A 26,426-nucleotide genomic window follows, 5' to 3' on the forward strand; every position below is an offset into this window, starting at 1 on the left:
GATTCCGGTAAATTCCTTTGCAAAAAATGTATACTCCTAATCAATTACAAGAAGTTATAGAAAACGCTGTTCAAAACATTAATTATCCTGCACATCCTGAAAGACTTTATGAGCCCATACGTTACATTATGAGCTTAGGGGGCAAAAGAATAAGACCTGTATTGACTTTGATGGCTGCAGATTTGTTTAATGGGGATATACAGACTGCAATGCCTGCCGCATTGGCCATTGAAACCTTTCATAATTTTACCTTGATCCATGATGACATTATGGACAATGCGCCACTAAGACGGGGTAAACAAACGGTACATGAAAAATGGGGTGTTAACAATGCCATTTTAAGTGGCGATGTGATGATGGTGGAAGCCAATAAACAACTGTCTATGCTGGACAGTGCGGTTTTAAAAGACGCGCTGAACACTTTTAACACTACTGCTCAAGGTGTGTGTGAAGGTCAGCAATTGGATATGGAGTTTGAAGAGCAGCAAGTTGTAAGCATTACCGACTATATTAACATGATTCGCCTAAAGACAGCTGTTCTTTTAGGGGGTGCCATGAAGCTAGGCGCACAAGTGGCCGGAGCCAGTGTGACTGATGCCGAGCAGATGTACGAGTTTGGCGAAAACCTGGGTATAGCTTTCCAATTGCAGGATGATATTTTAGATGTATACGGCGACCCGGAGAAGTTTGGGAAACAGGTAGGCGGCGATATCATTGCCAATAAAAAGACCTTATTGCTGCTCAAATTAAAAGAGCTGGCTAATGAAAGTGATTTAATGGAGTTGGAGCAGCAAAGCATTAACAAAGATCATACAGATAAAATTAGAAACACGACTGCGCTTTATGATGATTACAACATCAGAGAGCTGGCAAATGTGGAGATGAGAAATTACTCTGACAAGGCTTTTAGCGCGTTAACCTCTTTAAAAGTTGATGAGGAGCGTAAGATGGAGTTGTTTAAACTGGCTGCTCTGTTAATGAACAGGGAGTATTAGGGCTTAATAATCGAGTAATTGATTTACTTTCTCTATGGTTAAAGGTTTGGTATAAAAATCCTTCACACATAGGAATGATTTCGCTTTAGAATGTTCGCTTGGATCAATTGAGGAGGATACGATAACCACATCAATGAAAATATCGAGCTCTTCCATCATTTCCAGAAACCTCCAGCCATCAATATTGGGCATATGCAGATCTAATAAAATAAGATCTGGTGCATGCTCTTGAATATAGATCAATGCCTTTTGGGGATTGTCAAATACGACGATCCTCTTTTCGCTCGGATGCTTTCGGATCAACATCTTGTGCATTTTATTGGTGATCACATCGTCATCGACCAACACAATATGCTGATGTGCTGATTTGGCACCAAATTTATCAAAGAGTGCAACGTTCTCGCGCTTATTGAGTACTTCGTTTAGCATTTTAATGATCTCATCCAGCTTTACAGCTTGCGTATTGATATCACCAAGCAGCTGTGTAATTTTGAGCACATCGTAGCTCTCCAACTGGCTATAATTAGTTATAGTAGAAAGACTTAAGATATTGGTAATGGGCGCCCGCAACTGATGAGAGGCCATGTGCGAATACTCCCTAATCATGCTAATTAGCCCTTTAGCGCTACTTACATCCATGATGCTACAAACTACCCCATCTGTTACGCCATTGATCGTTAAGGGCGTAAAAACGATATGAAAGACAAGGTCTGTGGATTTGAATACGGAGAGGCGTTGTTCTATACTAAAACAATGGCCATCGAAGCTTCTTGCCAATAAACGGCCAAAGTTTTTTTTATATTTCTGTGCAATGATTTCCACAATTGACTCCCCAACTACGGGATTTTTCTCAAAAAAACTACCCAGGTCGCTTAATGAATTGATCTTAAAAAATGAGAGCTCATACTTTTTATTGATCAAAAAAAATGAACCTGAGGCACCTTCGCAATTGTTTCTATGTGGCATTGTTTAACTTGTTTTAAGCGCTATAAGGCATATTTGGCCGACATAGGTATATCCTAACCCGACTAAATCGCACTGTTTTTAGCATCAACCCTGTTCATCCCCTTAAGTAAATTGACACCCTATTAAATTTTATGGAGCTAAAATTGTCTTGTTTTTCAAGCAATTAATCATCCCAATGAGGACAAATCAACGAAATAATTATTAATTATGCAAGAAATTCTATCCAAGAAAGAGATCGGAGAACGTATAAAAGAATTACGAGTGAATAGCGGCCTCTCACAGGCATTTATAGCTAATATATTGAGCTTGTCGAGGAGTAACTATTCGCAGATAGAACTTGGTAACCAGTACCCCTCTTTCAATACCTTGCATGAAATAGCAAGGTACTACAGTAAAACTTACGATTGGTTGTTACACGGCGACAGTGCAGAACCGACGCCTGAAGCCCCAGCGAAGATTAGCTTAATTTTAAGCGATCTGGAAAACGCATTTAAGAGCTTTACAAATTCATTAAAAAAGCTGGAGCATGAGCTGAACCATATTAGGGCTAAGAAATATAAATCGAAATTACATTAAAAAAGAGTTTATCATAAGGCATTCGTCATCCTGAATTTATTTCAGGACCCCGAAAGAGAAAGACGGCAAAGCAGGTGCGAGATCCTGAAATAAATTCAGGATGACGATACGCATAAATCGAAATTACACTAAACTAAACCAATAAAAAAAAGGGCTGATCAAATGATCAGCCCTTTTTTTTATAGCGTATATTTTAATTACTCTGCTGTTTCAGCTTTAGCTGCTTTCTTAGCAGGGGCTTTTTTAGCAGGTGCTTTTTCTTCTACAGCTGGAGCATCAGCTTTAACAGCTTTTGCAGGCGCTACTACTTCTTCTTCAGTAAGTACTACTGGGAAAGGAAGAATAGAAACATATGATTTGTTATCTTGTTTCTTTTTGAAAACCACAGTACCATCAACTAAAGCGAATAAAGTATGGTCTTTTCCAATACCTACTCCTTTATCAGGATGATGTTTTGTACCGCGTTGGCGTACTATGATGTTTCCAGAGATTGCAGCCTGTCCACCAAAGATCTTAATACCAAGGCGTTTACTATGCGATTCACGTCCGTTCCTGGAACTACCGGCTCCTTTTTTATGTGCCATCTTGTTTTATATTTTATTAACTACCGAAATGAACGGTATTTTTTGTTCAACAATAATTATAAATTGATACCAGAGATCTGGATCTTGGTGAAATACTGACGGTGTCCGTTTTTCTTTTTGTATCCTTTTCTACGTTTCTTTTTGAAAACGATTACTTTATCACCTTTTAAATGAGACACGATTTTAGCTGAAACCGATGCACCTTTCAATGTAGGAGCTCCTACAGAGATTTTACCACCATCTTCAACCAACAATACATTGTCAAATTCAATACTAGCGCCTTCATCTCCTTGCAAACGGTGTACAAAAAGGTGCTGGTCTTTTGCAACTTTGAATTGCTGTCCTGCTATATTTACTATTGCGTACATTGTTAATTAGTTATTATTTTTAAATTGTTTATTTTTATCGAGGTGCAAATATAGAACTTTATTTTCTAAATACACAAATGATTTAGTTTTTTGATCCAGCTTGTTTTCCATACCGCTCTTCTGCATCGTTAATACTCTGCTGCAAAAGGGTTTTCATCTGCTCTGCAAGCCCTTTAAGCTTTGGTATTTCGTTGTAATCAGTTAGGTAAATTACTGTTTTAGACTTCTTTTTGTAATTAAACTGGATCACATAGCGAAGTACCTTCGAAGAATCTACGTTGGTTCCGCGATTGGCCAGCACATCAGGGAAATTCCAGAAGCCCAATTCGCTCGCTTTTGAATGCAGATACAGAATATCATCCTTTCTTAATTTCACATTCGTTTTAATCAAAGAATCCTGACCGTTTACATACTGATAGTCGCCCGTAGCCGAGTTGTACGAATTCTCCAGATTATTCCCCATACCCCACTTTAAATCGATGGACTCAAATTCTTTTAGCTTAAATGGTGCATTCTTGAACATTGGCGTGTAATAAACCACACAATAGATCAGAAAAGGAACCACGATAGTCAAGGCTAAAAATATTTTTTTTCCTTTATCACTCATTCTATTTTATTATTATTTATTTGAAATTTTAATCTTAAAAACCTTTTAATCCAGCGGATCGGTAAGGTCACCTTCCCATTTACTCACTACCGCCGTAGCTAAACTATTTCCAATTACATTGGTTGCAGATCTACCCATATCCAATAATGGATCAATACCAATCAATAAGGCTAAACCTGCCTCAGGAATATTGAAAGTAGCTATGGTACCCGCAATAACAACCAGAGAGGCTCTTGGCACGCCTGCAATCCCTTTACTGGTCAACATCAGGATCAATAGCATGGTAACCTGTTGCTCGAAAGACAAGTGAATGCCGTATGACTGTGCGATAAACAAAGAGGCGAAGGTCATGTACAACATGGAACCGTCAAGGTTAAAGGAATATCCCAAAGGCAGTACAAAACTAACGATCTTATCTTTACAACCGAAGCGCTCCAGCTGCAACATAGTTTTAGGATAAGCGGCTTCACTACTCGCCGTACTAAAAGCCAAAATTACCGGCTCTTTCATTCTGCTCATCAGGTTGAATACTCTTGATTTCAAAATCATAAAACCAATAGCAATCAGAATAATCCATAGCAGCAACATGGTAGAATAAAACTCCCCAATGAATAAAGCATAGGTTGACAATACACTCAGTCCCTGTTTGGCTACAATGGCCCCCATCGCTCCAAATACAGCAAACGGCGCAAAATTCATGACATATCCGGTTACTTTTAAAATCACATGAGCCACTGAATCAAAGAAACTGATGATGATCTTCCCTTTTTCGCCAATGGCAGCTGTAGCTACACCGAAAAACAAGGAGAAAACAACAATTTGAAGGATCTCATTGGTGGCCATCGCCTCGGCCATACTTTTTGGCACAATGTGGGAAATGAACTCCTTAAGAGAAAGTGATACTTTATGGATACCTGTGTCAATGTTGCTCGGAGGCAAAGGCAAGTTCATGGCTAAGCCTGGTTTGAAAATATTAACCATGATGAGACCTAGTACCAGCGACAATAGAGAGGCACTTAAAAACCAAAGCATGGTTTTACCACCTATCCTACCCACCGCTTTAACGTCGCCCACTTTTGCCACACCAACTACAAGTGTACTAAACACCAGGGGGGCTACAATCATTTTAATCAGACGAAGAAAGATGTCACTCAATAAGGTTAAAGGTTCTAGCTTTTTTTCGCGGATCACTTCAGTTTCATGACGTGATTTCTCCGTTGCTTTCTTTTCTGCTTTTAGCGCTATATAAGAAACAGCTGTGGTATCTTGAATTTTTAGAATCTGTGCATCCAGCTCTTTTACCCTGGTATCCGCCTGGGCGATTTTCTCATTATAAATACTAAATGTTTTTACATTTAGATAATATCCTAATGCTATCCCCAGAACCAGGGCCAGAAAGATAAAAAAGGTTAACCTGTTTTTTTTCGACATCTATCTTATTTTAATGGTTTTTAAGGGTGTAAAACTACAATAATTAAATTATTCTCTAAAATTGTTCATCACGTACTTATTTATATAACTTCACAGCGTAACAAAATAGGTGTAACACTATCTAATTAAGGAATAAAACGAGTTCAATTGGAAAAAAAGGATCTATTATTTAAGCAGATTTTCGATACAAATTCTAAAAAGATATTTCATTTATGCTATGGTTATACGGGCGATGAGGATGCTGCGAATGATTTGCTTCAGGAAACCTTTTTAAAGGTTTGGCAGAATCTGGATAAGTTCAGAAACAAATCGCTGATATCAACCTGGATTTACAGAATTGCTGTAAATACTTGTTTAACCTATTTAAGATCTGAAAAAAGACAATCGAAAGATGAGCTGACGGACAACATTATTGAGAACCAGCCTGAAGAGTTTTCTGAAAAGAATGAGCAGGTAGCCCTCCTTTATAAGTCCATCTCAAAATTAGAAGAAAATGACCGCCTCATTATCACCATGGTACTGGATGAACTGCCTTACAATGAAATTGCAGACATATCAGGAATTAGTGAAGGTAACCTAAGGGTTAAAATACACCGTATTAAATTAAAACTTACCGAATTATACAATCAGCATGCAAGAATTTGATCATATACAATCGCTTTGGCAATCGCATTCGGTTGAGGTTAAAATCTCATCAGAGCAAATGCTGCAGCAAGCAAAAAAAGAAGTTAACACAATCCGCAACAAATCTCTTTTTAATATCATTGGAATGCTGCTCTCCTTTGTTGCAATGGCTATGTTATGGTTGTTCTACGACTTTAACTCCTGGGTACCCCAGCTAGGCTTGACGATTTTTCTGAGTGCAATTGCGGTATCTACATTTATGCTGTATAAAAGTCACCAGCTGTTGGCTAAGCACGACTTCACCACTGACCCCAATGAGTTTTTAAATAACCTAAAACAATATCAATTGAGCAGGTTTAGTCTGTACAGCAAATTATATTGGTTTTATGCCTTTGCTTTAAGTCTGGGTATTGTTTTATACTTCTTCGAGATTCTAAGCTATTTCGACTTATGGGCACAAGGCCTGATTGTCGTGTTGACCTTCGGATGGATCATATTCTGTTCGACCCTGGTACGTAAAGCGGTTATAAAAAAGGAAAAAGAGCGAATAGCGTTACTTATAGAGAAATTTGAACGCCTGGGAAAACAATTTAAGGAGTTATAAAAAAGGGCCTGATCATAATCTATGACCAGGTCCTATTATTAACTAACCCAAATTAAATTCATCCAAATCTATATAGTGGGTTTCCTGCTTCAAATTTAGCTTAACATACCCATTTAGTAGTGTGCGAATCTCACCAAACTGTATACTAACCTTACCTATACTGTCCTGGTGTGATTTGAAAAGAGTTCCTAAACAATCGAATAAAGGAGCTTGGACATTCAAAACCAACGATATCCACAATTTCATTGATCGGATAATCGGTATTTCTTAAAAAATGCTTGGCTTGCTGAAGTCTGACGCCAGTTAAAAACTGATGTGGTGATTGCTGATAAGCTTGTTTAAAGGTTCGTAGCAAATGATTTACAGACAAACAGGCTACCTGTGCAACTTCTTCCAAACGAATCCGTTTATTGTGGTTGCTGATCATGAAATCTCTTGCCACAGTTAAGCGCTTCAAGATCTCGACTTTGGTAGTCCCATTTAAAAATTGCAAAGAAGCTTCTCTTTTAATAATTTCTGAGTGGTAGAGTTTATAATAATTAGCCAGACAATGGTTTAAGTATTCACTTAAAAGCAATTCGTCATTCACTCCATTTTCGACGTGTTTGGCAAGGTGCTGCAGATTAAACTTAATATTTCCCTTTAATGGATGAATCGATTCTACAAACCGGCGCTCTCTTTCTTTAAATCTTAAGGGTTGATCTAATAGGACATGGTCCTGTAGTAAATTAGAATATTCGAAATCAGCTACAAAATCAGGATCAAATAATACGGAAAAAGTATTCACTTCGACTTTCGATTCGATGCTATTGCTATAAGAGGTATCGTGGTTTAAGAAGATGAAGCTCCCTGGCACAAGGGTAATTTCCCGCTTTTCTATGGTGTAGTTGGCTTGACCACTGAGCACTACATTTAAAGCATATTTACCGGTATTTTTAGGATAATAAGCGCTATAAGTGCTTTCACTTATGACCTCATTTTTATCCACCAATACCCTATTATACTTCATTTCTTTAGTTTTTATCTTTTCAAGCTTCTGAGTAATCTCGCTCTTCTGTCAGGATAAAACGATTACCTGACGGATCTAAGAAGCAAAGCTCCATGCCATGGGCTACATATCTTGGTTTTGTTAAGCCTGGAATATTTTTCTGGTTAAATAAATAGTAGTCTCTGACACAATCATCCGTCTTTAAGACAATCGTATCTGCCTCTATAGTTTCCTTTTCAACAAGCATGATCAAATCGCCATTGCCCGATTGTAGGATGGGACATTCTTTACCTTGTATCTCAATTTTTTCTGCGATGGTAAAGCCGGGTATGTTGCAAAAAAAACTTAAGGAACTTTCCTCACATTTCACAAAAACAACCTGATATACCTGATTAAAGTCCATACATTTAATGTGACATGACAGTTATCCCTAATAACTGTAGATTAAACAAATTTAATATAATGCAATAAAAAAATAGTAACCCTTTAAGGGGTATTTTTATTTTAACATTATATTTACACGTCCTTTAGTTATTATTGATTTTAGCTATATTCAATCGAACCAAAAAAACAACAATTTGTGCTTTACCTAAAACCCATATTTATCACCCTCCTACTGCTAATTTCTGGCATTGAAGGTTTTGCACAACGTTATAACTTTGAGCAATATGATATCAGGGATGGGCTTGTGCAATCGCAGGTTACCGCGATAACCCAGGATAAAGAGCGGAGATTGTGGATTGCTACACTTGGGGGCTTAAGCTGCTTTAACGGGAACCAGTTCATCAACATGGGTAAAACCAATGGCCTGAATAGTAACTTTATACTTTCCCTGGCTTTAGATCAGCAAGTCAACCTTTTGATCGGCACAGAAAGAGGTTTATCTACCTATAAAGAGGGCCGTTTTCACAACTTTAAAGGGAAAAATGATTGGGTAGACCGGCTAAACACCAGTCCATCTGGAATAGTATATGGCATATCGGGTAAAAACGTTTTTAAACTAAATGGTCCAAAGGCCGAACACATCAGCATAACTGGTGATACTTCTGAAATTGTGACCACCTTAAAAACGGATCATAAACACCAGATCTGGGCCACCGTTTTCCGCCATGGATTGTACTACCTCAAAGCTGAAAAATGGCATCAAAAACTACGTTATGAGGAATTGGGTGATTTAATCATCACCGATATGATGGTAGACCAGTTTGAGAAAGATAAAGTATGGTTTCTGACCACAACAGGCGTATTTGTAGCCGAAAATGGGACCTTAAAACCTGCATATGCTGATATCATAAAAAAAGCTACGGCGATTAATCAGGATGAAAGAGGAAATATATGGCTGGGTACGAACCGAGGTGCCTGGTATATTTCTAAACATCAGCGGATTCATTTCAATGCGCAGAATGGCTTTACCGACAATGTGGTTAGCCAGATATTCAGGGATGCCGAAAACAACATCTGGCTGGGGACCGATGGTTCCGGCATTTTTAAATTCAACAGCAAAAATTATGTGACTTTTGATGAATCTCAGGGTTTACAGAATAGCATTGTAATGAGCATAATCAATGGCCCTGGCCCTGATGAAATATGGCTTGGGACTTACGATGGCATCTTTGTACACAAAAACAACCAGATCAAGCGGATAAACATCCCTTCGGAAAATGAAGACACCAAGCGCATTAACTTTTTGTTTAAAGACAGCAGTCATAACATTTGGATAGGAACAGTTGGCGGTGGTTTATGGATTTATAGTAAGGGAACTTTTAAACGTGTAGATGGCGGAAATAGTGCCATTACCTCGAATGCGATTATGGAGGACAGGTATAAAAACATCTGGATATCCACAAATTTAGGCTGTTTTATGTTGATACCCAGGGCGGGAAAGATCCAATGGATTAGCAAAAACTTTGAAACCAGTTTACTGGAAATAGGAAACAATTTGATCATAACGGGTACACAAAATGGAGCCTACCTGATCCGAAACAAAAAGGACATCAAACCCTTAAATTTTAAACCACTTGCTGGATCGAGCATCTTATCTATGCTCAAATACGGGAGCTACGTGTTATTTGGAACGGCTGATAATGGTGTCATTATATGGAATTTTAGTACCGGAAAAATTAAGCAGCTGAGTACAAAGGATGGTTTATCTTCTGACCATGTTTACAGCTTGCTGTTGGATAAAAAAGGAGTAATATGGATAGGAACTGGACGAGGCATCAATAAATTAAGCCCTAAAGACTTCAGTATCACAACCAATACCAATGAAAATGTCCCATTGGTGGAATGCAATCAAAATGCGATACTGGAAAGTAATGGAAAAATCTGGATCGGCACCACCAAAGGCGTTGTGGTATACGATAACAATACAGAAACGGCTACTTTAAACAGGCCTTACATTTTCATCAATTCGGCCAGTATATTGGCGCAAAACAAAAAAGGAACACCAAACAATCTACAAGTCACCTACAAAGGCCATGAATTAAATAAAAAAGTAAAATTAACTTACCAACACAATCACCTGAACATCAATTTTACGGGGATTTATCTAACCAACCCTAAATCTGTATTGTATAAATACAGATTGATCGGATTGGATGATAAATACAGTTCACTTAACAGTAACACCTCTGTTAATTACACTGCCCTACCCCCTGGCCAATATAGCTTCCAGGTGAAGGCGGTTACCTCGTCGGGCATATCATCACTCAATACAGCGACTTTTAATTTTGAGATTACGCCACCTTACTATCAAACCACCATTTTTAAAGTATTTATTATTGTCCTTATTCTATTGCTGATCCTATTTTCGGTATATGTGATCCTTAATCTAAACGAACGTAAACGTAAGTTAAGGCTCAAAATAAAACTGGAAGAGCAATTTAAAATCAGAAAACAAACTGCGGAAGATTTTCATGACGATCTTGGTAACAAACTGACCAGAATATCAGTCTTATCTGAAGTACTGAGTAGTATGACAGACGAAAATGATCTGGAAAAAAGAAGCATTATACAAAAGATAAAAACCAATGTAAACGAATTGTATACCGGAACAAAAGATATTCTTTGGTCTTTAGATCCAAAACACGACACGATCGGAGAATTGTTAAACTACATTAAGGAATTTGGGTATGAAATGTTTAATGATACCCCAATTCATTTTGAAGAGGAAACCACGATAAACGATAGTGACAGGCGGCTCTCGTTGGAAATGAGCAGAAATATCCTGATGATTTTTAAGGAAGCCATCAATAATGCTTTAAAATATTCGAATGCTGATTGCATTAATTTTACAGCAAAAATGAATGATAATCTTTTGGAAATCACGCTTACTGATAACGGAAGAGGATTTAACTTAGAATCAGCAAAAAATGGTCACGGCATAAACAATATGCAGGTAAGGGCCAGCCGAATTAAAGGAAACTTAAACATAACTTCAAACCATAATGGTACAACCATAGCGCTCTCGGTTAAATTTTAAAGCATAAAAAAATGAATGAGCCAGCAGCAGCAAGAATCGTGATCATTGAAGATGATGAGACCATCAGAGAGGGCTATACCTATCTGGTGAACAATACCTCTCCTTACCAGGTGGTGAATACCTATGCATCTTTTGATGAGGCCAAACTAAAGATCACAAAAGACAATCCGGATGTGATTATTCTGGATATACAACTACCGGGCACCAATGGAATAGATGCACTACCCTTGTTGAAAAAGCTGTTGCCAAATGTGTATATCATTATGCTGACCGTGCACGAAACGGAAAAGATCATTTTAGAAGCGTTGGCAAACGGGGCTTCGGGTTATTTCACTAAAAACACCCCTTCTTCAAAAATCATCGAGGCCGTTAAAGATGTGATGCAAGGTGGTGGTCCGATGAGTCCGAATGTAGCCAAAAAAGTGATTACCTCACTGCAGAAAAATCCAGATTCGCCGCTTACGAAAAGGGAAACTCAAATACTTAACCTGATTACAAGAGGAAAGGATCGTTCGCAAATTGCTACGGAGTTGTTTATTGAAACAGAAACCGTAAAAACACACATTAAAAACATCTACCTTAAACTGAACGTAAACTCTAAGGCTGATGCTATAAAAGTTGCTAGAAACAACAGGCTGGTATAAGGTACCAGCCTGTTGTTTTTAATTACTCTACTTTTACTTCGTTTACAGAGAAACTATTTCCGCTTAAGTGGTATACCAGTGTTTTAATATCACCAGCTTTAATGGTGGTATCTTTTGGATTTACGAGCGGGAAAGTGCGGAATAAATCACCGTTCTTAATGATAAACTTATCGTTGCCCGCATAGCTTTTCTTCGAATTGCTGCTCAAGGGTGGAAAACTGATTTTCCTGAAATCACCACCTGCGTATTCATAAACGTTCAGATCCAGTACATTTTTCTTACTCAGCAGTTCGATATAAATCTCGGGATTTCCATCATTGTCCATATCCATATTCCAGGCATCTGTAATAACTCCCCTACGCTCGCCTGACAAAGTCTTATAATTGTTTCTTACAGAATCAGACATCAGTACCAAAAATCCACCAATGCTGTCTACCCCCTTACCCCAGCTTACCACTTCAAAATTCAGTCCCGGCTTTACACTCAAATCTTTATAAAACCGGAATTGACCGGTAGCTTTTGTAATGGCAGCAGCATCTTCCTTTGCAGGTGCTACTTTTTCATTGGTTTGAGGACCGCATGATGCCAATAAAAGTGTTCCTGCCAATAACAGGGCGTGTGGGAATAAATTGGTTATTTGTTTCATTATTATATAATTGTTTTATCGCTTATTTTGTTTTAACATCCGGTGCAGCGTTGTTCAATATCGTCTCGGTTACGACACTCCTCTTTCCGCCAGCAGTAACCACAATTGTTTTGAGGATTTGCTTCTGACCTTTAAGAACGGTAATTTTAATAGGTGTGGTATATAAAGTACCAATTTCTGAAGGACGGGTAAGATCAAACGTATAATAGATTTTAGAGCCTAGAACAGGTTCTTTTAATGCTATGTTAAAGTCCTCGCCATTCAGCACTTTCTTATCCTGACCAAATGGTGTTGGTACCCAATAATTCGTATTTGTTTTATCCAATCTAGCCAGGTGTAGCGGAAGACGTTCTTCCGAAAAGTTCTTAAAATCCTTCCGTGAATCCTGAGTCCAGGCGATCTCCGACAGAGAGAATAACCTTGGCAGCAAGAAGTACTCTACTTTTGATGATGTTTGAATATACTCTGTCCAAACATTCGCCTGAACACCAATAATATATTTTTGTTCATCTGCTGTAAGTTCTGTAGGAACAGGGTTATAGGCATAAGACTTAGCATAAGGCGCTAAACCGCCAATGTTTGTAGGTTCATCAGCTGATTCAGACTGCTTATGATCAAAATAAAGACCACCGGCATTAGGGGTCATGATCACATCATGCTTTTGTTGAGCAGCTGCGATACCACCTTTTACCCCTCTCCAGGACATAACGGTAGCATCTGGTGCTAATCCGCCTTCTAATATTTCATCCCAGCCTATAATTCTACGGCCTTTACTATTGATGTATTTCTCAATCCTTTGGATGAAATAACTTTGCAATTCATGCTCATCTTTCAGATTCAGTTTTTTGATTAATTGCTGGCAAAACGCACTTTCTTTCCAGTAGGCTTTAGGACTTTCATCGCCACCAATGTGGATGTATTTAGAAGGGAAAAGTGCGATCACTTCATCAAGTACATCTTCTAAAAACTTAAATGTCTGCTCTGTGGGTACAAATACATCGTCAAATACGCCCCAGGTTTGTTGTACTTGTTTGCCTTTACGGGAGCCCGTCCATGGCGTTTTATCACTTATAAAAGTATCCCGTTCTGGGAAACAGCTTAATTCAGGATAAGCGGCAATTGCGGCAGAGCTATGGCCAGGTAATTCAATCTCAGGAATGACGTTGATAAATTTAGCAGCTGCATAAGCGACTACTTCCTTCACCTCATTTTGGGTATAAAAGCCTTTATAAGGTGTACCATCCGTATTTACTCCCGGGTGGTGACCTATAATCGTTCCATTTCTGCTGGCGCCAACAGTAGTTAATTTTGGATATTTCTTAATCTCAATTCTCCAGCCTTGATCTTCAGTTAAATGCCAGTGAAAGTTATTTAACTTATACTGAGCCATCATGTCGATGTATTTTTTAAGAAAGGAAACCGGGAACATATGACGTCCTACATCTAAATGTAATCCTCTATATTTAAAACGCGGATAGTCATTAATTTCAACAGCATTTATGGTCATCCCATCCCCTGCTACTTCGGGCATCATTTGTATTAAAGACTGTACACCATAAAACAAGCCGGCATCTTTACCGGTAACCGTAATATTTTTAGGAGTAATCTTAATTTTATAACCTTCGGCAGGCAATTGATCAGCACCTGAAGTGCTAAGTATGATACTGCGCGTGTTAGCAGCAGCAGTTTTAGCTAGCCTTAATGCAAAACCTCCTTTAGCAACGATATAGGTATTTAATAAATCGGCCGATTTTGTGTCTTTTACATCGCTGGAAACCAGCACAACCGTCTTATCCAGTTTAAAACTTCCTGAGTTCTTTTTTACGGATACGGGTGCGGGGATGATCCCAACGTTAATGTCGTTCTGAGCAAAACCGTTGACATAAACGAATGCCAATAATACAATTGATAGGAGTTTTTTCATCATTAGGGTTAATAATTACGTTGTTTCTATGACTAAGATAAAAAAATCCTAATTATAAACGAGATCCTGAAATAAATTCAGGATGACGACCGTACAAAAAAAAGGCAGGACCATAAAAATGATCCTGCCCTTTGTATTTTTTATTAGTAATTAAGAGACCACTTTTACATCATGTTCTTTAGCTGCTAAATAACGTTCCGCATCCAATGCGGCCATACATCCAGAACCCGCGGCAGTCACTGCCTGACGGTAATAGCTGTCCTGTACATCTCCACTAGCAAAAACACCTTCAACATTGGTTAATGTCGATCCTGGAACTGTTTTCAAATAACCAGTATCATCCATATCTAACCAACCTTTAAAGATATCTGTATTTGGTTTATGACCAATTGCAACGAAGAATCCTTCAACAGGTATATCTGTTTCTGCACCAGTTTGATTGTTTACCACTTTAACCCCAGTAACGTTCTTACCGTTACCTAGGATCTCTTTAGTTTCGGTATTGTAGATCACCTCAATATTTGGGGTATTCATCACCCTGTGAACCATTGCTTTTGAAGCTCTGAATTCGTCTCTACGAACCAGCATATATACTTTTTTACAAAGTTTAGCCAGGTAAGTTGCTTCTTCAGCAGCTGTATCTCCTGCACCAACTATTGCAACATCTTGTCCTTTGAAAAAGAAACCATCACAAACGGCACAGGCTGAAACGCCAAAGCCATTGTATTTTTGCTCACTTGGAAGGCCTAACCACTTTGCAGTAGCGCCTGTAGAAATAATTACTGTATCAGCAGTAATTGTTTTGATATCATCCACGACAACTTTATGTGGCAATGAAGAGAAATCAACAGAACTTACATAACCGAAACGTACATCTGTTCCGAAACGCTCAGCTTGTTTACGAAAATCTTCCATCATTTCAGGACCAGTTATTCCATTAGGATATCCTGGGAAATTATCTACCTCAGTGGTTTGTGTTAACTGACCACCTGGCTCCATGCCTGTATACATAACCGGTTTAAGATCTGCACGAGCTGCATAAATTGCAGCAGTATAACCTGCAGGCCCTGAACCTATAATTAAACATTCAACGTGTTCTACTTCTTGTGACATATATTTTTATATTGTAATGCAAAATTACGCTTTATCCCGCTATACACAAATAGCAATTTTGTAACAAATGCAACATTGTGATATATAGATTATAATTCGGCCTAGGTTTGGATAATACCTACGTTAAACTGCTTTTTAATGGGTGATTGATTGGCTGCTTCTATGCCCATAGAGATCACTTTCCGCGTTTCTTTTGGATCAATAATTCCATCTACCCATAACCTTGCAGCGGCATAATAAGGGGTAGTCTGACTATTGTACCTATCGGTAATTTCTTTGAGCAATTCCGCTTCTTTTTCTGGGGTAATCTCCTCTCCTTTTGCTTTTAGCGAAGCCTCTTTAATTTGCAGCAATACCTTAGCTGCCTGCGAACCACCCATTACGGCAATCTTAGCACTTGGCCAGGCATAGATTAACCTTGGATCGTATGATTTACCACACATCGCATAGTTGCCTGCGCCGTAAGAATTTCCGATTACGATGGTGAACTTTGGAACTACAGAATTGGCGACTGCATTTACCATTTTTGCGCCGTCTTTGATGATACCACCTTGTTCTGATCGACTACCCACCATAAAACCAGTCACATCCTGTAAAAACACCAGCGGTATCTTTTTCTGATTGCAGTTCATGATAAACCGTGTAGCCTTATCTGCACTGTCGGAATAAATAACCCCGCCAAACTGCATCTCTCCTTTTTTAGATTTAACAACCTTACGCTGATTGGCAACAATGCCCACAGCCCAACCATCAATTCTACCCAATCCGCATATAATGCTCTGTCCGTATAATTCCTTGTATTCTTCCAATTCAGAATCATCCAGCAATCGCTGAAGAATATCACGCATATCATAAGGCTTTTCCCTGTTTTCGGGCAATATGCCATAAATCTCGTCCATATCCAGCTTTGGCAGTGCCGGCTTAATCCGATCAAACCCGGCCACTTGTGGGGCACCCAGCTTATTCATGATGTTACGAATGCTATCTAAACAAGCTTCATCATTAGGGTGCTTATAATCGGTTACGCCTGATATTTCGCAGTGCATTGTTGCACCGCCGAGGGTCTCATTATCCACATCCTCACCTATAGCCGATTTAACCAAATACGATCCGGCTAAAAACACAGAGCCCGTACCCTCAACAATCATAGCCTCATCACTCATGATGGGCAAATAAGCACCACCTGCTACGCAAGAACCCATGATTGCTGCAATCTGTACAATGCCATCAGAGGACATCAGGGCGTTGTTTCTAAACATCCTTCCAAAATGTTCTTTGTCGGGAAAAATCTCATCCTGCATCGGCAGATAGACACCTGCACTATCTACCAGATAAATTACAGGAAGCCTGTTTTCCATGGCAATCTCCTGCGCCCTTAAATTCTTTTTAGCGGTCATAGGAAACCAGGCACCAGCTTTAACGGTAGCATCATTCGCTACGATCATACATTGTCTACCCGATACATAGCCAATGCCGCATACCACGCCTGCCGAAGGGCAACCGCCCTGCTCAGCATACATGTCATCCGCAGCAAAGGCGCCGATCTCCAGAAAGTCCGATTCCTTATCAATTAAGTAAGCAATACGCTCTCTAGCCAACAGCTTCCCTTTCTCTTTTTGTTTCGCCGCACTCTTATCCCCACCGCCTTTATATATCTTCTTAAGCCTGGTTTTTAGTTCAAAAACCGATTGCTTATTCACATCCTCATTTTTATTGAATTCTATATTCATCGGGCCAAGTTAAATTATATTTTTATCGAGAACAAAAGTCCGTTTCGGGCTTTGGTACAAAACCCCTAAACGCAAGAATGGGCCCGGTTATTTTTTTAAAAACAACCGAACCCATCGAAATTGTCATCCCGGCGAAGGCCAGGATTTATGAATTACTACTCTGCAGTATACTTTTTAAATATTGAAGTTGCAGTATGGCCGCCAAAGCCAAAAGTATTGTTTAATACGTAATTAACCTCCTTATGGATAGATTTGCCAAGAATGATGTTTAATCCTTGTGGAATCTCCGGATCTAATACTTTCGTATTGATCGTTCCAGGAATGATGTCATTTTTTACAGACATGATACTGATGATACTTTCGATTGCACCAGCTCCACCAAGCAAGTGACCAGTCATAGACTTTGTTGCACTAATTGCTACAGGCAAATCACCAAAGATCTTTTTGATACCGTTTAACTCACCAACATCACCCAATCCTGTTGAGGTAGCGTGTGCATTGATGTAATCAATTTTATCAGCAGAGATTCCAGCATCAGCCAAAGCTTTAGAAATACCTAATGAAGCACCCAGACCATCCGGTGGCGTACCAGTTAAGTGATAAGCATCAGCTGCCATACCACCACCTACCATTTCGGCATAAATGTGTGCACCTCTTGCAATCGCATGTTCGTACTCTTCCAGAATTAATGCACCAGCACCTTCACCAATAACAAAGCCATCTCTATCTACATCAAAAGGACGGGATGCAGTTGCATGATCGTCATTTCTTTTCGACAAAGCGTGAGCTGAATTAAATCCACCCACAGATGACTCTGTAATTGCAGCTTCAGATCCACCAGCAACCATAACGTTTGCTTTACCTAAACGGATGGTATCAAACGCGCTGATAATGGCTGTATTTGAAGAAGCACAGGCAGATACCGTAGCGTAGTTTGGTCCATGAAGTTTATTTCTGATAGAGATTACCCCCGCAGCAATGTCAACAATCATTTTAGGAATGAAGTAAGGGCTGAACCTTGGTGTACCATCACCCAAATGGTATTCTTTCAATTGTTGCTCAAAAGTGGTGATACCGCCATTACCAGAAGCCCAGATTACGCCAACTTCGTATCTTTCCACTTCAGGCATAGTCTCAAAATTCAATCCTGAGTCTTTGATGGCCTGATCACTCGCAGCAATAGCATACTGAGTATATAGATCGTACTTTTTTAGCTCCTTTTTGTCGACATAAGCTTCTGCATCAAAGTCTTTAACTTCGGCAGCAAAATTAGTCTTGAATTTTGAAGTGTCGAATTTTGTGATAGCTGCTACACCGCTTTTACCGGCTACAATGTTATCCCAAAATTCTTTTACTGTATTTCCCACCGGGGTTACAGCACCTAAACCTGTCACTACTACTCTTTTCATATTTACTTGTTACTTTATATCAAAACAAAAGTTGTTTTGAACAATTTATCTTATTATTAATAATCGACACTACTCTTTCCTGCGCCAAAAATAGATGTTTTTCGGCATTAAAGCTATTACGACTTTACTCCTTATATCTTTCAAGTTCATTTTAAGCACTTTAACTATGTTTTATTAAGGATAAAAGACGAAAATAATTAATTATCAAGCCCTAAAGAATATACAAAATATTAAAGAAGAAGTTTTATTATGCAAAAAAATAAAATAAACAAGGCCGGTATCCACCGGCCTTTGCTTAATTATTAACTACCTATTTTCGTTTTTTTATGGATAGTATTGTTGACTTATTTCTTAAAATTAGCAAGGCCACTTTTAAGATAAGTTGCGTATTCTTTAGCATCAAAGATGGCGCCTTGAGCAGGTACCAGGGGATTCAAATCATGACCGGCCAATACATATAATGGCTGAGCATTTGATCCATATCTTGTCGCCTGGAAATCCAGGTTCCAATAACCTAAATCATCCGTCTTGCGTTTCAAAATGTCCGAGTAATGAACTTTCTCTGCTGGCATTTTAATGTTACGATCATCAGCATATAACTGGATCAATACATATTCTTCATTGATCAGACGGGCAACTTCATTGTCAACCCAAACCAGATCTTCCATCCTTCTGCAGTTTACACAAGTGTGTCCGGTAAAGTCAAGCAAAACAGGTTTACCTACCTTCTTCGCATATTCCAAACCTTCATCTAAATCAAAGAATGGGTGGAAGCCTACAGGTGGTTTCAACGATTCGCTATATTTTACTTTAGCAGGGAAGTCAGCTGATGCTGCACTTGAACCACCTGACGATCCATTTCCACTTAAAATAAAATCCTGTGTATTCATCGGCGGAGCCAATCCACTCAGTACGCTTACTGGCGCTCCCCATAAACCAGGAACCATGTACATCGCGAATGAAAACGATAGAATGGCGAAGAATAACCTAGGTACAGACACAAAAGGAACATCGCTATCGTGTGAAAACTTGATCTTTCCAAGGAGATAAATTCCCATTAGAGTGAAAATCACGATCCACAGGACTAAGAAGATCTCTCTGTCAAACCATTCCCAATGCCAGGCCAAATCAGCTGAGGAAAGGAATTTTAAAGCTAAAGCCAGTTCCAGGAAACCCAGGCATACCTTTACGCTGTTTAACCAACCACCTGATTTAGGCATACTACTTAAAAATCCAGGGAATATCGCTGATAAAGTAAACGGTAAAGCTAAAGCAAGCGCAAATCCGAACATCCCGATTGCTGGTGCCAGTAATTCACCTTTAGAACTTGCCTGTACCAATAAGGTACCGATAATAGGTCCTGTACAAGAGAAAGATACCAAAGCTAAAGAAGCGGCCATAAAGAAAATACCGCCAAGCCCTTTACTGTTGTCTGCTTTGTTGTCTATTTTGTTTACAATAGAGCTAGGTAGGGTGATTTCAAACGCTCCAAAGAAGGAGATGGCAAACACTACGAGTAGGATGAAGAATAAGAAATTAAATAAGCCACTGGCGCTTAAAGCATTTAACCCTGCAGAGCCAAATATTACGGTAATCAACAAGCCAAAAGCTACGTAGATGACAATAATAGATAGTCCATAAATTAAAGCCTGACCAATGCCCTTGCTTTTACTTCCGGCTCTTTTTGTAAAGTAACTAATGGTTAATGGAACCATTGGAAAGATACAAGGCATCAAAAATGCTAAAAACCCACCTACTAATCCTGCAATAAAGGTTTCCCATAAGGTTTTTTCCTTTTCTGCTTTATTAGCTTTTGCATCGGTCTTTGTAGTTGCTGCCGCTGCTGTTTTGGTGGTATCGCTTACCGTTGTTGCCGGAGCAACTACAGCCGTATCAACTTTAGGAGCTTCTTCGGGCGCAATCTCAGTAAATTCAAGATCAGCAGTCGAAGTGTCTGCTTCCTGTGCAAACACAGTACCCGCAGTGCCGAAAAATATAAAAAGACCTACGATGAGTACACGTAAACTAATTAATATGTTGTGGTTTAGTCGCATTAAAAAACTATTTTAAAGTTGAATACTATACTATTTTAAACGGCAAATTGGCTGATATCCTGTAAACACGGTATCGGTAGAGATGAATGAATCTTTAATCGTTTCTTCTTTCACCAAATCAGTGCTCAGGTATTTCTTATTGCTATCACTTAAGATGGTTACTACTACTGCAGCATCACCCATTTTTTCTCTTAGCTTAATTGCACCGATCACATTTGCACCTGATGAAATACCTACAGCCAAACCAAGCTCTTTAGCTAGTTTTTGTGCCATGATAATTGCATCACCATCATTAGCCTGAATCACCTCATCCAATTCATCCAGCTTTACAATTTCCGGAATAAATTCATCAGAGATACCCTGAATACGGTGACTACCCACTTTATATCCTGTTGTTAAAGTCGGACTTTCAGCAGGCTCCAAAGGGTGAATTTTAATTGCTGGATTTTTAGATTTTAATCCTCTACCAACACCCATTACAGTACCACCAGTTCCAACTCCAGCTACAAAAGCATCAGGTGTTAAACCATTTAATTTCAATTGCTCCCAGATCTCCATTCCTGTAGTTTTCTCGTGAGCTTCTTCATTGTAGCGGTTTTCAAACTGTCTTGGCAAAAACACGTTTCCTGCTTCAGCAAGTTCTTCGCACATTTTAATACTTCCTAAAAAGCCACCTTCTTCTTTGCTGATCAGGATAACCTCTGCGCCCATACTTCTGATGATATCAATACGCTCTTTACTTAACCAGTTTGGCATAATGATCTTAACCGGATGTCCTAAAGCTCTACCTATAGCTGCAAAAGCAATTCCAGTGTTACCACTAGTAGCCTCGATAATGGTATCGCCTGGCTTAATCGCACATGATTTATAAGCTTCGAACATAATGTTCAATGCCATTCTATCTTTAACGCTTCCTGTAAGGTTATAGTGCTCGCACTTAACATAAACTTTTCCCGGCTTTCCTTTGTACACATATTGCAATTCCAGCATCGGTGTATTTCCTACAAGGTGCCATAAGTGCTCAAATTTATTGGTAAGATCAGCAGTTAAACAAGCCTGCTCTTTAGTTTCGACTAACATGTTTTTGATTAAATAATTATTCGGTAAAAATCAATAACACAAGTTATAATAACAATGCTTACCTTTATTTCCAGAAATTTTACAGAAAAATAACGATTAATAGTAATTTCTTTCAGTCTACCCTAAATTTTACCAAGGCAGACTGTTTTTTTTTCATTTCAGCAAGTTAATATGCAAAACGTTTTAGACCCAATTGATCTAGAAATTCTACGTCTTTTACAGAAAGATGCCACATTAAACAATAAAGAGCTAGCATTTAAGCTCAACAAATCTATTGCAACGGTGCACGAAAGGATCAGGCGTTTAAAGGAACAGGGATACATCCAACGTATTGTTGCCATCCTGGACAGAAAGAAAATCAACAGGAATCTCATTGCGTTTTCCCACGTATTTTTGAAGGCGCATACTGCGGAGACTTTAGTAGAATTTGAGACTGAAGTGGCTAAGTTTAGCGAGGTGATGGAATGCTTTCAGATGACCGGTGCGTATGACTTTATCCTGCGTATTGCAACGAGCGACATGGATGCCTATCATCTTTTTTTGAGGAATAAGCTGGCCACTCTACCCAACGTAAGTACGGTACAAAGCTTTTTTGTACTTTCAGAAACGAAGAGTGACACCGCTTATCCTTTATAATAACCTATTTGCGATTTACCGATAGCTATCGTTTCTTCTTACCTTCAATATTAGGTAGGAAGCCTGTAATTATACCTATTAATGGAAGGAAAGCACAGATTTGAAACACGTAGGTAATACTGGTCTGATCTGCCAGTTTGCCCAAAAAGGCTGAGCCTAATCCCCCCATACCAAAGGCAAAGCCAAAAAACAGCCCGGCAATCATTCCTACTTTTCCAGGAACTAGCTCTGTAGCGTAAACCAGGATGGCCGAAAAGGCCGATGCAATGATTACACCAATGATAACGGAGAGCACGCCCGTCCAGAATAAAGAGACAAATGGCAGTAACAAAGTAAATGGTGCAGCACCAAGTATAGAAATCCAAATGATATATTTCCTTCCAAAACGATCACCCAGTGGTCCACCGATTAGCGTTCCCGCTGCCACCGCACCTAAAAATGCGAATAGATAAATCTGCGATTCCTGTACTGAAACATGGAACTTATCAATCAGATAAAAAGTATAATAACTGGTCATACTGGCCATATAGAAGTACTTTGAGAAGATCAACATCAATAAAATCCCCATCGAAAACGCCACACGTTTCTTTGTAAATGTATGTTTGATTTCTTCAGTAACGACGCCTTTATTTTTTGCTTTAAAGGCGAGCTGTTGCTGATACCATTGCGCAATTCTGGAGAGGATTACCATGCCAATAATGGCGACCAATGAAAACCAAATGATATAGAATTGTCCATGAGGCACTACAATTATTGCGGCAAGTAAAGGACCAATTGCACTTCCTGCATTTCCACCCAACTGAAAAATAGATTGGGCCAATCCTTTTTTGCCGCCAGAAGCCAAATGAGCTACTCTTGATGCTTCGGGATGGAATATTGACGAGCCTATACCGATTAAACTTACAGCCAGCAATATATTTATAAAGCTAGAGGCAAAAGATACGGCAACCAGACCAACAAGGGTAAAGGCCATAGCAATAGCCAAAGAATATGGTCTTGGCCTTTTATCGGTATAAAAGCCAATAAATGGTTGTAAAATAGAGGCAGTAAGCTGATAGGTTAAGGTAATCAGTCCGATTTGAGTAAAGTTAAGGCTAAATTTATCTTTCAATATTGGATACACAGCTGGAATTACAGCCTGTAGCATATCGTTGATCAGATGGGAAAAACTGATGGTAAATAAAATAGAAAAGACCGTTTGCTGGGCCAGTTGTTTAGGATCAATAGTAGCGGTAGTAGCTGTTTCTTTCATGTTTTATTGGGATACGTGTCCGATTATTTTTGCTGCGATGCTCCATGCTTTTTTGGCATCACCTGCGATAATACTTTTTAACAATTGTTCGTGGAGCGCATAAGTCTCTTCAAATACTGCGGTATCAGGGTAAATCTGTAGAAACCAATTTTTGAGATGTATAGACGTAGACCGATAAAGATCGGCCAGAATCTCATTTTTAGAAGCCTCGGCTATGGCAATATGAAATTGCACATCAGCTTCAATGCAATCTTCTATCAAACCTGCAGCAGCAGATTTCTTCCTGTTTTCTAAATGTGCTTTGATGGCAATGATATCTGAATCTGTTCTGTTCATGGCGGCCTTCTCTGCAATTTTCATCTCCAGTAGTTGCCGCACTTCATCTAAGTCCTGAACATTGGCGCGCTTCAGTCGCTGCTCCATGGGCTCCCGGTTGCTGGTAGACTGCTCCACAAAGGTACCTATCCCCTGTTGTACCCTAAGCAGGCCGGAATTGGCCAATATCTTTATGGCCTCCCTAATGGTAGATCGGCCCACACCGAAGCCTTTCATCAATTCTGGTTCAATAGGCAGTTTTTCATTTACCTTATATTTCCCAAAAGAAATTTGCTCCTGTATTTTGGAGGCAACTTCGTCTGCAAGTGATTTTCTCTTAATCAAATTACTTAGGTTAAATTCATCATATCATCAGATGAATTTCAAAGGTATAAATTTCTTTGGTAGTTTAAAAAAGAAAGCCAATTTTCTATTTGATATGTTCGGTAAAAAAGCGACATTGAGCTCAATTAAATAGATCAGCACATGCAAAAAATATATATGGGTGATGCAGGCCCCAAAGTTTCTCCTGCGGTTTACGGTTTTTACAGATGGAATGAAGTAAAAGATACTGCTAATGTTTTAAAAAAAACGGTGCAGCTTTGCTTAGAACTAGGGATCAACACTTTTGAACATGGTGACAACTATGGTTCTTACCAATGTGAATCGCTATTTGGCGATTTGCTTAAAGAAGGCTTGTTTAAAAGAGAAGAAGTGGTTCTATTTAGTAAATGTGGATTAAGGGTACCGGATGCACAAAACCCAGATATCAGGGTTAAACATTATGACACTTCGGCTGCACACATCACTAAAAGTGTAGAATCATCATTAAAGAAACTGAGAACGGATTATCTAGATATCTTTTTATTGGATAAGCTTGACCCGATTTCAAACCTTGAAGAAACGGCTTTAACTTTGGAGAAGCTAAAAGACTCTGGAAAAATTAAGAGTATTGGGGTAGCGAATTTCTCTGTTTTTCAACATCAGCTACTGGCTTCTTATTTAACCAAACCAATTGTGACCAATCATATTGAACTGAACTTACTCAGCACTCAGGCTTTAGACAATGGTCAGCTTGACTACATTAAGCAACGCTACATGCGTCCATTGGCTTATGCCCCACTTGCCGAAGGTAGAATTGCTGCTGGCACTGATCCGCAGGCGGTAAAGGTTCGTGAGAAACTGGAAGAACTGAGCGTAAAGTACAGTGCTAATATTGAATCTCTTGCAGTAGCCTGGTTGGTAAAATTAGGAGCATTGCCACTTATTGGTACCACCAATGAGCAAAGGATTAGAAATGCAGCGAATGCCTTTACGATAGACTTGGATCATCAAGACTGGTATGACCTGTATAATGTATCGGTAGCGCATCCGAGTTTGCTTTCATAATACTATATTTGCTGTGCCTAAACGAGATTTTTTTTTATCATTTTTACTTTTAAAACGCATAGCAAGAAACATATGAAACACGGACTTTTGATAGACATGGATGGAGTTATTTATAGCGGTGAAACTTTAATTGAAGGCGCAGATAAGTTCATCAATGGCTTGATTAAAAATGATATCCCCTTTACCTTTATGACGAATAACAGTCAGCGCACAAGACTCGATTCGGTACGAAAACTCAAACTCCTTGGCATTGAAGTTACTGAAAACCATATTTACACTAGTGCGATGGCTACAGGTAAGTTTTTGGGCGACCAAGGCAAGCATGGTACTGCTTATGTTTTGGGTGAAGGTGGCTTATTAACCAGCTTACATGAAAACGGCATCAACCTGGTTAATACTGATCCAGAATTTGTTGTTTTGGGAGAAGGCAGAAACTTTACTTTAGAAATGGTTCAGCGCGCGGTAGACATGATTCTGGCAGGTGCAAAATTCATCACCACCAACAGAGACCCTTCGCCAAAAAAACCGGGATGGAGTAACTTAGGAATTGCAGCAACGACTGCTATGATTGAAGAAGCAACAGGCCGAAAAGCTTTTGTAATTGGTAAGCCTAGTCCGGTGATGATGCGGTCAGCTCGTAAATATTTAGGTCTGGAAACTGCAGAAACGACTGTAATTGGTGATACGATGGAAACAGATATTCAAGGTGGTGTACAAATGGGCTATAAAACCATATTGGTACTCTCTGGCATCGCAAAAAAGGAAAAATTAACTAATTATGCCTTTAAGCCTGATTTAATAGTTAGTTCGGTTGCTCAGATTGAGCTTCCATTAAAATGGTGGTAATTCGGTTAACCTTTAGCCACAACATATTCACATCGAAGCCGTACGAGTGGTTATCCACTCATACGGCTTTTTTGATGAGACAATCTACCTCATACGAAATACAGTGTAATTCTATTACTTAAATTTAATTTGTACGGCAATTTGTTTACATTAGAGTAGTCCTT

At 39.1% G+C, this 26,426-nt stretch carries 25 protein-coding genes; 9 read left to right on the plus strand and 16 right to left on the minus strand.

The genetic code is table 11. The annotated features are described in order from the left end of the window. The first annotated feature begins 26 nt into the window (after positions 1 to 26). Positions 27 to 995 carry a polyprenyl synthetase family protein gene (locus FBD94_RS08475; RefSeq protein WP_136879892.1) on the plus strand — a complete coding sequence of 323 codons (969 nt, stop codon included), beginning with the start codon at positions 27 to 29 and terminating at the stop codon, positions 993 to 995. A 3-nt stretch (positions 996 to 998) separates the two neighbouring features. Here the strand turns inward: FBD94_RS08475 and FBD94_RS08480 are convergent, their stop codons facing one another. Next, entirely contained in the window at positions 999 to 1,961 is a 963-nt protein-coding gene (locus FBD94_RS08480; protein ID WP_136879893.1) for a response regulator, read from the minus strand. A gap of 207 nt (positions 1,962 to 2,168) precedes the next feature. Here FBD94_RS08480 and FBD94_RS08485 point away from each other — a divergent pair, with 207 nt between their 5' ends. Next, positions 2,169 to 2,537 (plus strand): helix-turn-helix domain-containing protein, encoded by a 369-nt coding sequence (locus FBD94_RS08485; protein WP_136879894.1) that lies wholly within the window; start codon positions 2,169 to 2,171, stop codon positions 2,535 to 2,537. A gap of 197 nt (positions 2,538 to 2,734) precedes the next feature. Here FBD94_RS08485 and rpmA read toward each other — a convergent pair whose 3' ends face one another. From rpmA to FBD94_RS08505, 4 genes are all read right to left on the minus strand, one after another. Further along, a complete protein-coding gene (gene rpmA / locus FBD94_RS08490) occupies positions 2,735 to 3,121 on the minus strand; it encodes a 50S ribosomal protein L27 (protein ID WP_131611891.1) in 387 nt (128 codons plus the stop codon). 56 nt (positions 3,122 to 3,177) lie between these two features. Further along, positions 3,178 to 3,489, minus strand: a complete 312-nt coding sequence (gene rplU, locus FBD94_RS08495) for a 50S ribosomal protein L21 (protein ID WP_090780463.1) — start codon at positions 3,487 to 3,489, stop codon at positions 3,178 to 3,180. Positions 3,490 to 3,571: 82 nt separating this feature from the next. Beyond that, on the minus strand, positions 3,572 to 4,096 hold the full coding sequence (locus FBD94_RS08500) for a hypothetical protein (protein WP_131611893.1): 525 nt from the start codon (positions 4,094 to 4,096) through the stop codon (positions 3,572 to 3,574). A gap of 45 nt (positions 4,097 to 4,141) precedes the next feature. Continuing rightward, positions 4,142 to 5,527 carry a dicarboxylate/amino acid:cation symporter gene (locus tag FBD94_RS08505; RefSeq protein WP_136879895.1) on the minus strand — a complete coding sequence of 462 codons (1,386 nt, stop codon included), beginning with the start codon at positions 5,525 to 5,527 and terminating at the stop codon, positions 4,142 to 4,144. 147 nt (positions 5,528 to 5,674) lie between these two features. Between FBD94_RS08505 and FBD94_RS08510 the strand changes: the two genes are divergently transcribed. Both FBD94_RS08510 and FBD94_RS08515 read left to right on the plus strand, forming a co-directional pair. Further along, positions 5,675 to 6,172 carry an RNA polymerase sigma factor gene (locus FBD94_RS08510; RefSeq protein ID WP_131611897.1) on the plus strand — a complete coding sequence of 166 codons (498 nt, stop codon included), beginning with the start codon at positions 5,675 to 5,677 and terminating at the stop codon, positions 6,170 to 6,172. Beyond that, complete coding sequence (locus FBD94_RS08515) at positions 6,159 to 6,755, plus strand: NRT1/PTR family MFS transporter (protein WP_136879896.1); 597 nt, start codon at positions 6,159 to 6,161, stop codon at positions 6,753 to 6,755. The genes FBD94_RS08510 and FBD94_RS08515 overlap by 14 nt, the downstream gene beginning before the upstream one ends. A gap of 151 nt (positions 6,756 to 6,906) precedes the next feature. Here the strand turns inward: FBD94_RS08515 and FBD94_RS08520 are convergent, their stop codons facing one another. Both FBD94_RS08520 and FBD94_RS08525 read right to left on the minus strand, forming a co-directional pair. Continuing rightward, positions 6,907 to 7,764, minus strand: coding sequence for a helix-turn-helix transcriptional regulator (locus tag FBD94_RS08520; RefSeq protein WP_131611901.1), 858 nt, complete (start codon positions 7,762 to 7,764; stop codon positions 6,907 to 6,909). A 19-nt stretch (positions 7,765 to 7,783) separates the two neighbouring features. Next, entirely contained in the window at positions 7,784 to 8,146 is a 363-nt protein-coding gene (locus tag FBD94_RS08525) for a VOC family protein (RefSeq protein ID WP_136879897.1), read from the minus strand. Between the two features lie 177 nt (positions 8,147 to 8,323). Between FBD94_RS08525 and FBD94_RS08530 the strand changes: the two genes are divergently transcribed. Both FBD94_RS08530 and FBD94_RS08535 read left to right on the plus strand, forming a co-directional pair. Then, positions 8,324 to 11,224, plus strand: a complete 2,901-nt coding sequence (locus tag FBD94_RS08530) for a ligand-binding sensor domain-containing protein (RefSeq protein ID WP_235884411.1) — start codon at positions 8,324 to 8,326, stop codon at positions 11,222 to 11,224. Between the two features lie 11 nt (positions 11,225 to 11,235). Next, entirely contained in the window at positions 11,236 to 11,868 is a 633-nt protein-coding gene (locus FBD94_RS08535) for a response regulator (RefSeq protein ID WP_136879898.1), read from the plus strand. A gap of 22 nt (positions 11,869 to 11,890) precedes the next feature. Here FBD94_RS08535 and FBD94_RS08540 read toward each other — a convergent pair whose 3' ends face one another. From FBD94_RS08540 to FBD94_RS08570, 7 genes are all read right to left on the minus strand, one after another. Then, complete coding sequence (locus FBD94_RS08540) at positions 11,891 to 12,514, minus strand: hypothetical protein (RefSeq protein WP_136879899.1); 624 nt, start codon at positions 12,512 to 12,514, stop codon at positions 11,891 to 11,893. Between the two features lie 22 nt (positions 12,515 to 12,536). After that, complete coding sequence (locus FBD94_RS08545; protein WP_136879900.1) at positions 12,537 to 14,441, minus strand: beta-N-acetylhexosaminidase; 1,905 nt, start codon at positions 14,439 to 14,441, stop codon at positions 12,537 to 12,539. A gap of 147 nt (positions 14,442 to 14,588) precedes the next feature. Further along, positions 14,589 to 15,551, minus strand: coding sequence for a thioredoxin-disulfide reductase (gene trxB / locus FBD94_RS08550; RefSeq protein WP_131611911.1), 963 nt, complete (start codon positions 15,549 to 15,551; stop codon positions 14,589 to 14,591). Positions 15,552 to 15,652: 101 nt separating this feature from the next. After that, entirely contained in the window at positions 15,653 to 17,281 is a 1,629-nt protein-coding gene (locus FBD94_RS08555) for an acyl-CoA carboxylase subunit beta (protein ID WP_136879901.1), read from the minus strand. Between the two features lie 155 nt (positions 17,282 to 17,436). Continuing rightward, positions 17,437 to 18,690 carry a beta-ketoacyl-ACP synthase II gene (fabF, locus tag FBD94_RS08560; RefSeq protein WP_136879902.1) on the minus strand — a complete coding sequence of 418 codons (1,254 nt, stop codon included), beginning with the start codon at positions 18,688 to 18,690 and terminating at the stop codon, positions 17,437 to 17,439. Between the two features lie 344 nt (positions 18,691 to 19,034). After that, positions 19,035 to 20,744 carry a protein-disulfide reductase DsbD family protein gene (locus FBD94_RS08565; protein ID WP_136879903.1) on the minus strand — a complete coding sequence of 570 codons (1,710 nt, stop codon included), beginning with the start codon at positions 20,742 to 20,744 and terminating at the stop codon, positions 19,035 to 19,037. 30 nt (positions 20,745 to 20,774) lie between these two features. Then, positions 20,775 to 21,824, minus strand: coding sequence for a PLP-dependent cysteine synthase family protein (locus FBD94_RS08570; protein WP_136879904.1), 1,050 nt, complete (start codon positions 21,822 to 21,824; stop codon positions 20,775 to 20,777). A gap of 126 nt (positions 21,825 to 21,950) precedes the next feature. On the opposite strand from FBD94_RS08570, the gene FBD94_RS08575 reads away from it, so the two are divergent. Then, on the plus strand, positions 21,951 to 22,460 hold the full coding sequence (locus FBD94_RS08575) for an Lrp/AsnC family transcriptional regulator (protein WP_449415942.1): 510 nt from the start codon (positions 21,951 to 21,953) through the stop codon (positions 22,458 to 22,460). A 25-nt stretch (positions 22,461 to 22,485) separates the two neighbouring features. Here FBD94_RS08575 and FBD94_RS08580 read toward each other — a convergent pair whose 3' ends face one another. Together FBD94_RS08580 and FBD94_RS08585 are read right to left on the minus strand one after the other, a co-directional pair. Then, the gene (locus FBD94_RS08580) at positions 22,486 to 23,712 is read right to left on the minus strand and encodes an MFS transporter (protein WP_136879905.1); all 1,227 of its coding nucleotides are present in this window, start codon (positions 23,710 to 23,712) and stop codon (positions 22,486 to 22,488) included. A 3-nt stretch (positions 23,713 to 23,715) separates the two neighbouring features. Beyond that, positions 23,716 to 24,372 (minus strand): FadR/GntR family transcriptional regulator, encoded by a 657-nt coding sequence (locus FBD94_RS08585; protein ID WP_131611924.1) that lies wholly within the window; start codon positions 24,370 to 24,372, stop codon positions 23,716 to 23,718. A 141-nt stretch (positions 24,373 to 24,513) separates the two neighbouring features. Here FBD94_RS08585 and FBD94_RS08590 point away from each other — a divergent pair, with 141 nt between their 5' ends. Together FBD94_RS08590 and FBD94_RS08595 are read left to right on the plus strand one after the other, a co-directional pair. Continuing rightward, on the plus strand, positions 24,514 to 25,416 hold the full coding sequence (locus tag FBD94_RS08590) for an aldo/keto reductase (RefSeq protein ID WP_136879906.1): 903 nt from the start codon (positions 24,514 to 24,516) through the stop codon (positions 25,414 to 25,416). Positions 25,417 to 25,488: 72 nt separating this feature from the next. Continuing rightward, entirely contained in the window at positions 25,489 to 26,262 is a 774-nt protein-coding gene (locus tag FBD94_RS08595; protein WP_136879907.1) for an HAD-IIA family hydrolase, read from the plus strand. Positions 26,263 to 26,426: the final 164 nt, after the last annotated feature.

The organism is Pedobacter hiemivivus, assembly GCF_005144565.1.
Taxonomy (GTDB): domain Bacteria; phylum Bacteroidota; class Bacteroidia; order Sphingobacteriales; family Sphingobacteriaceae; genus Pedobacter; species Pedobacter hiemivivus.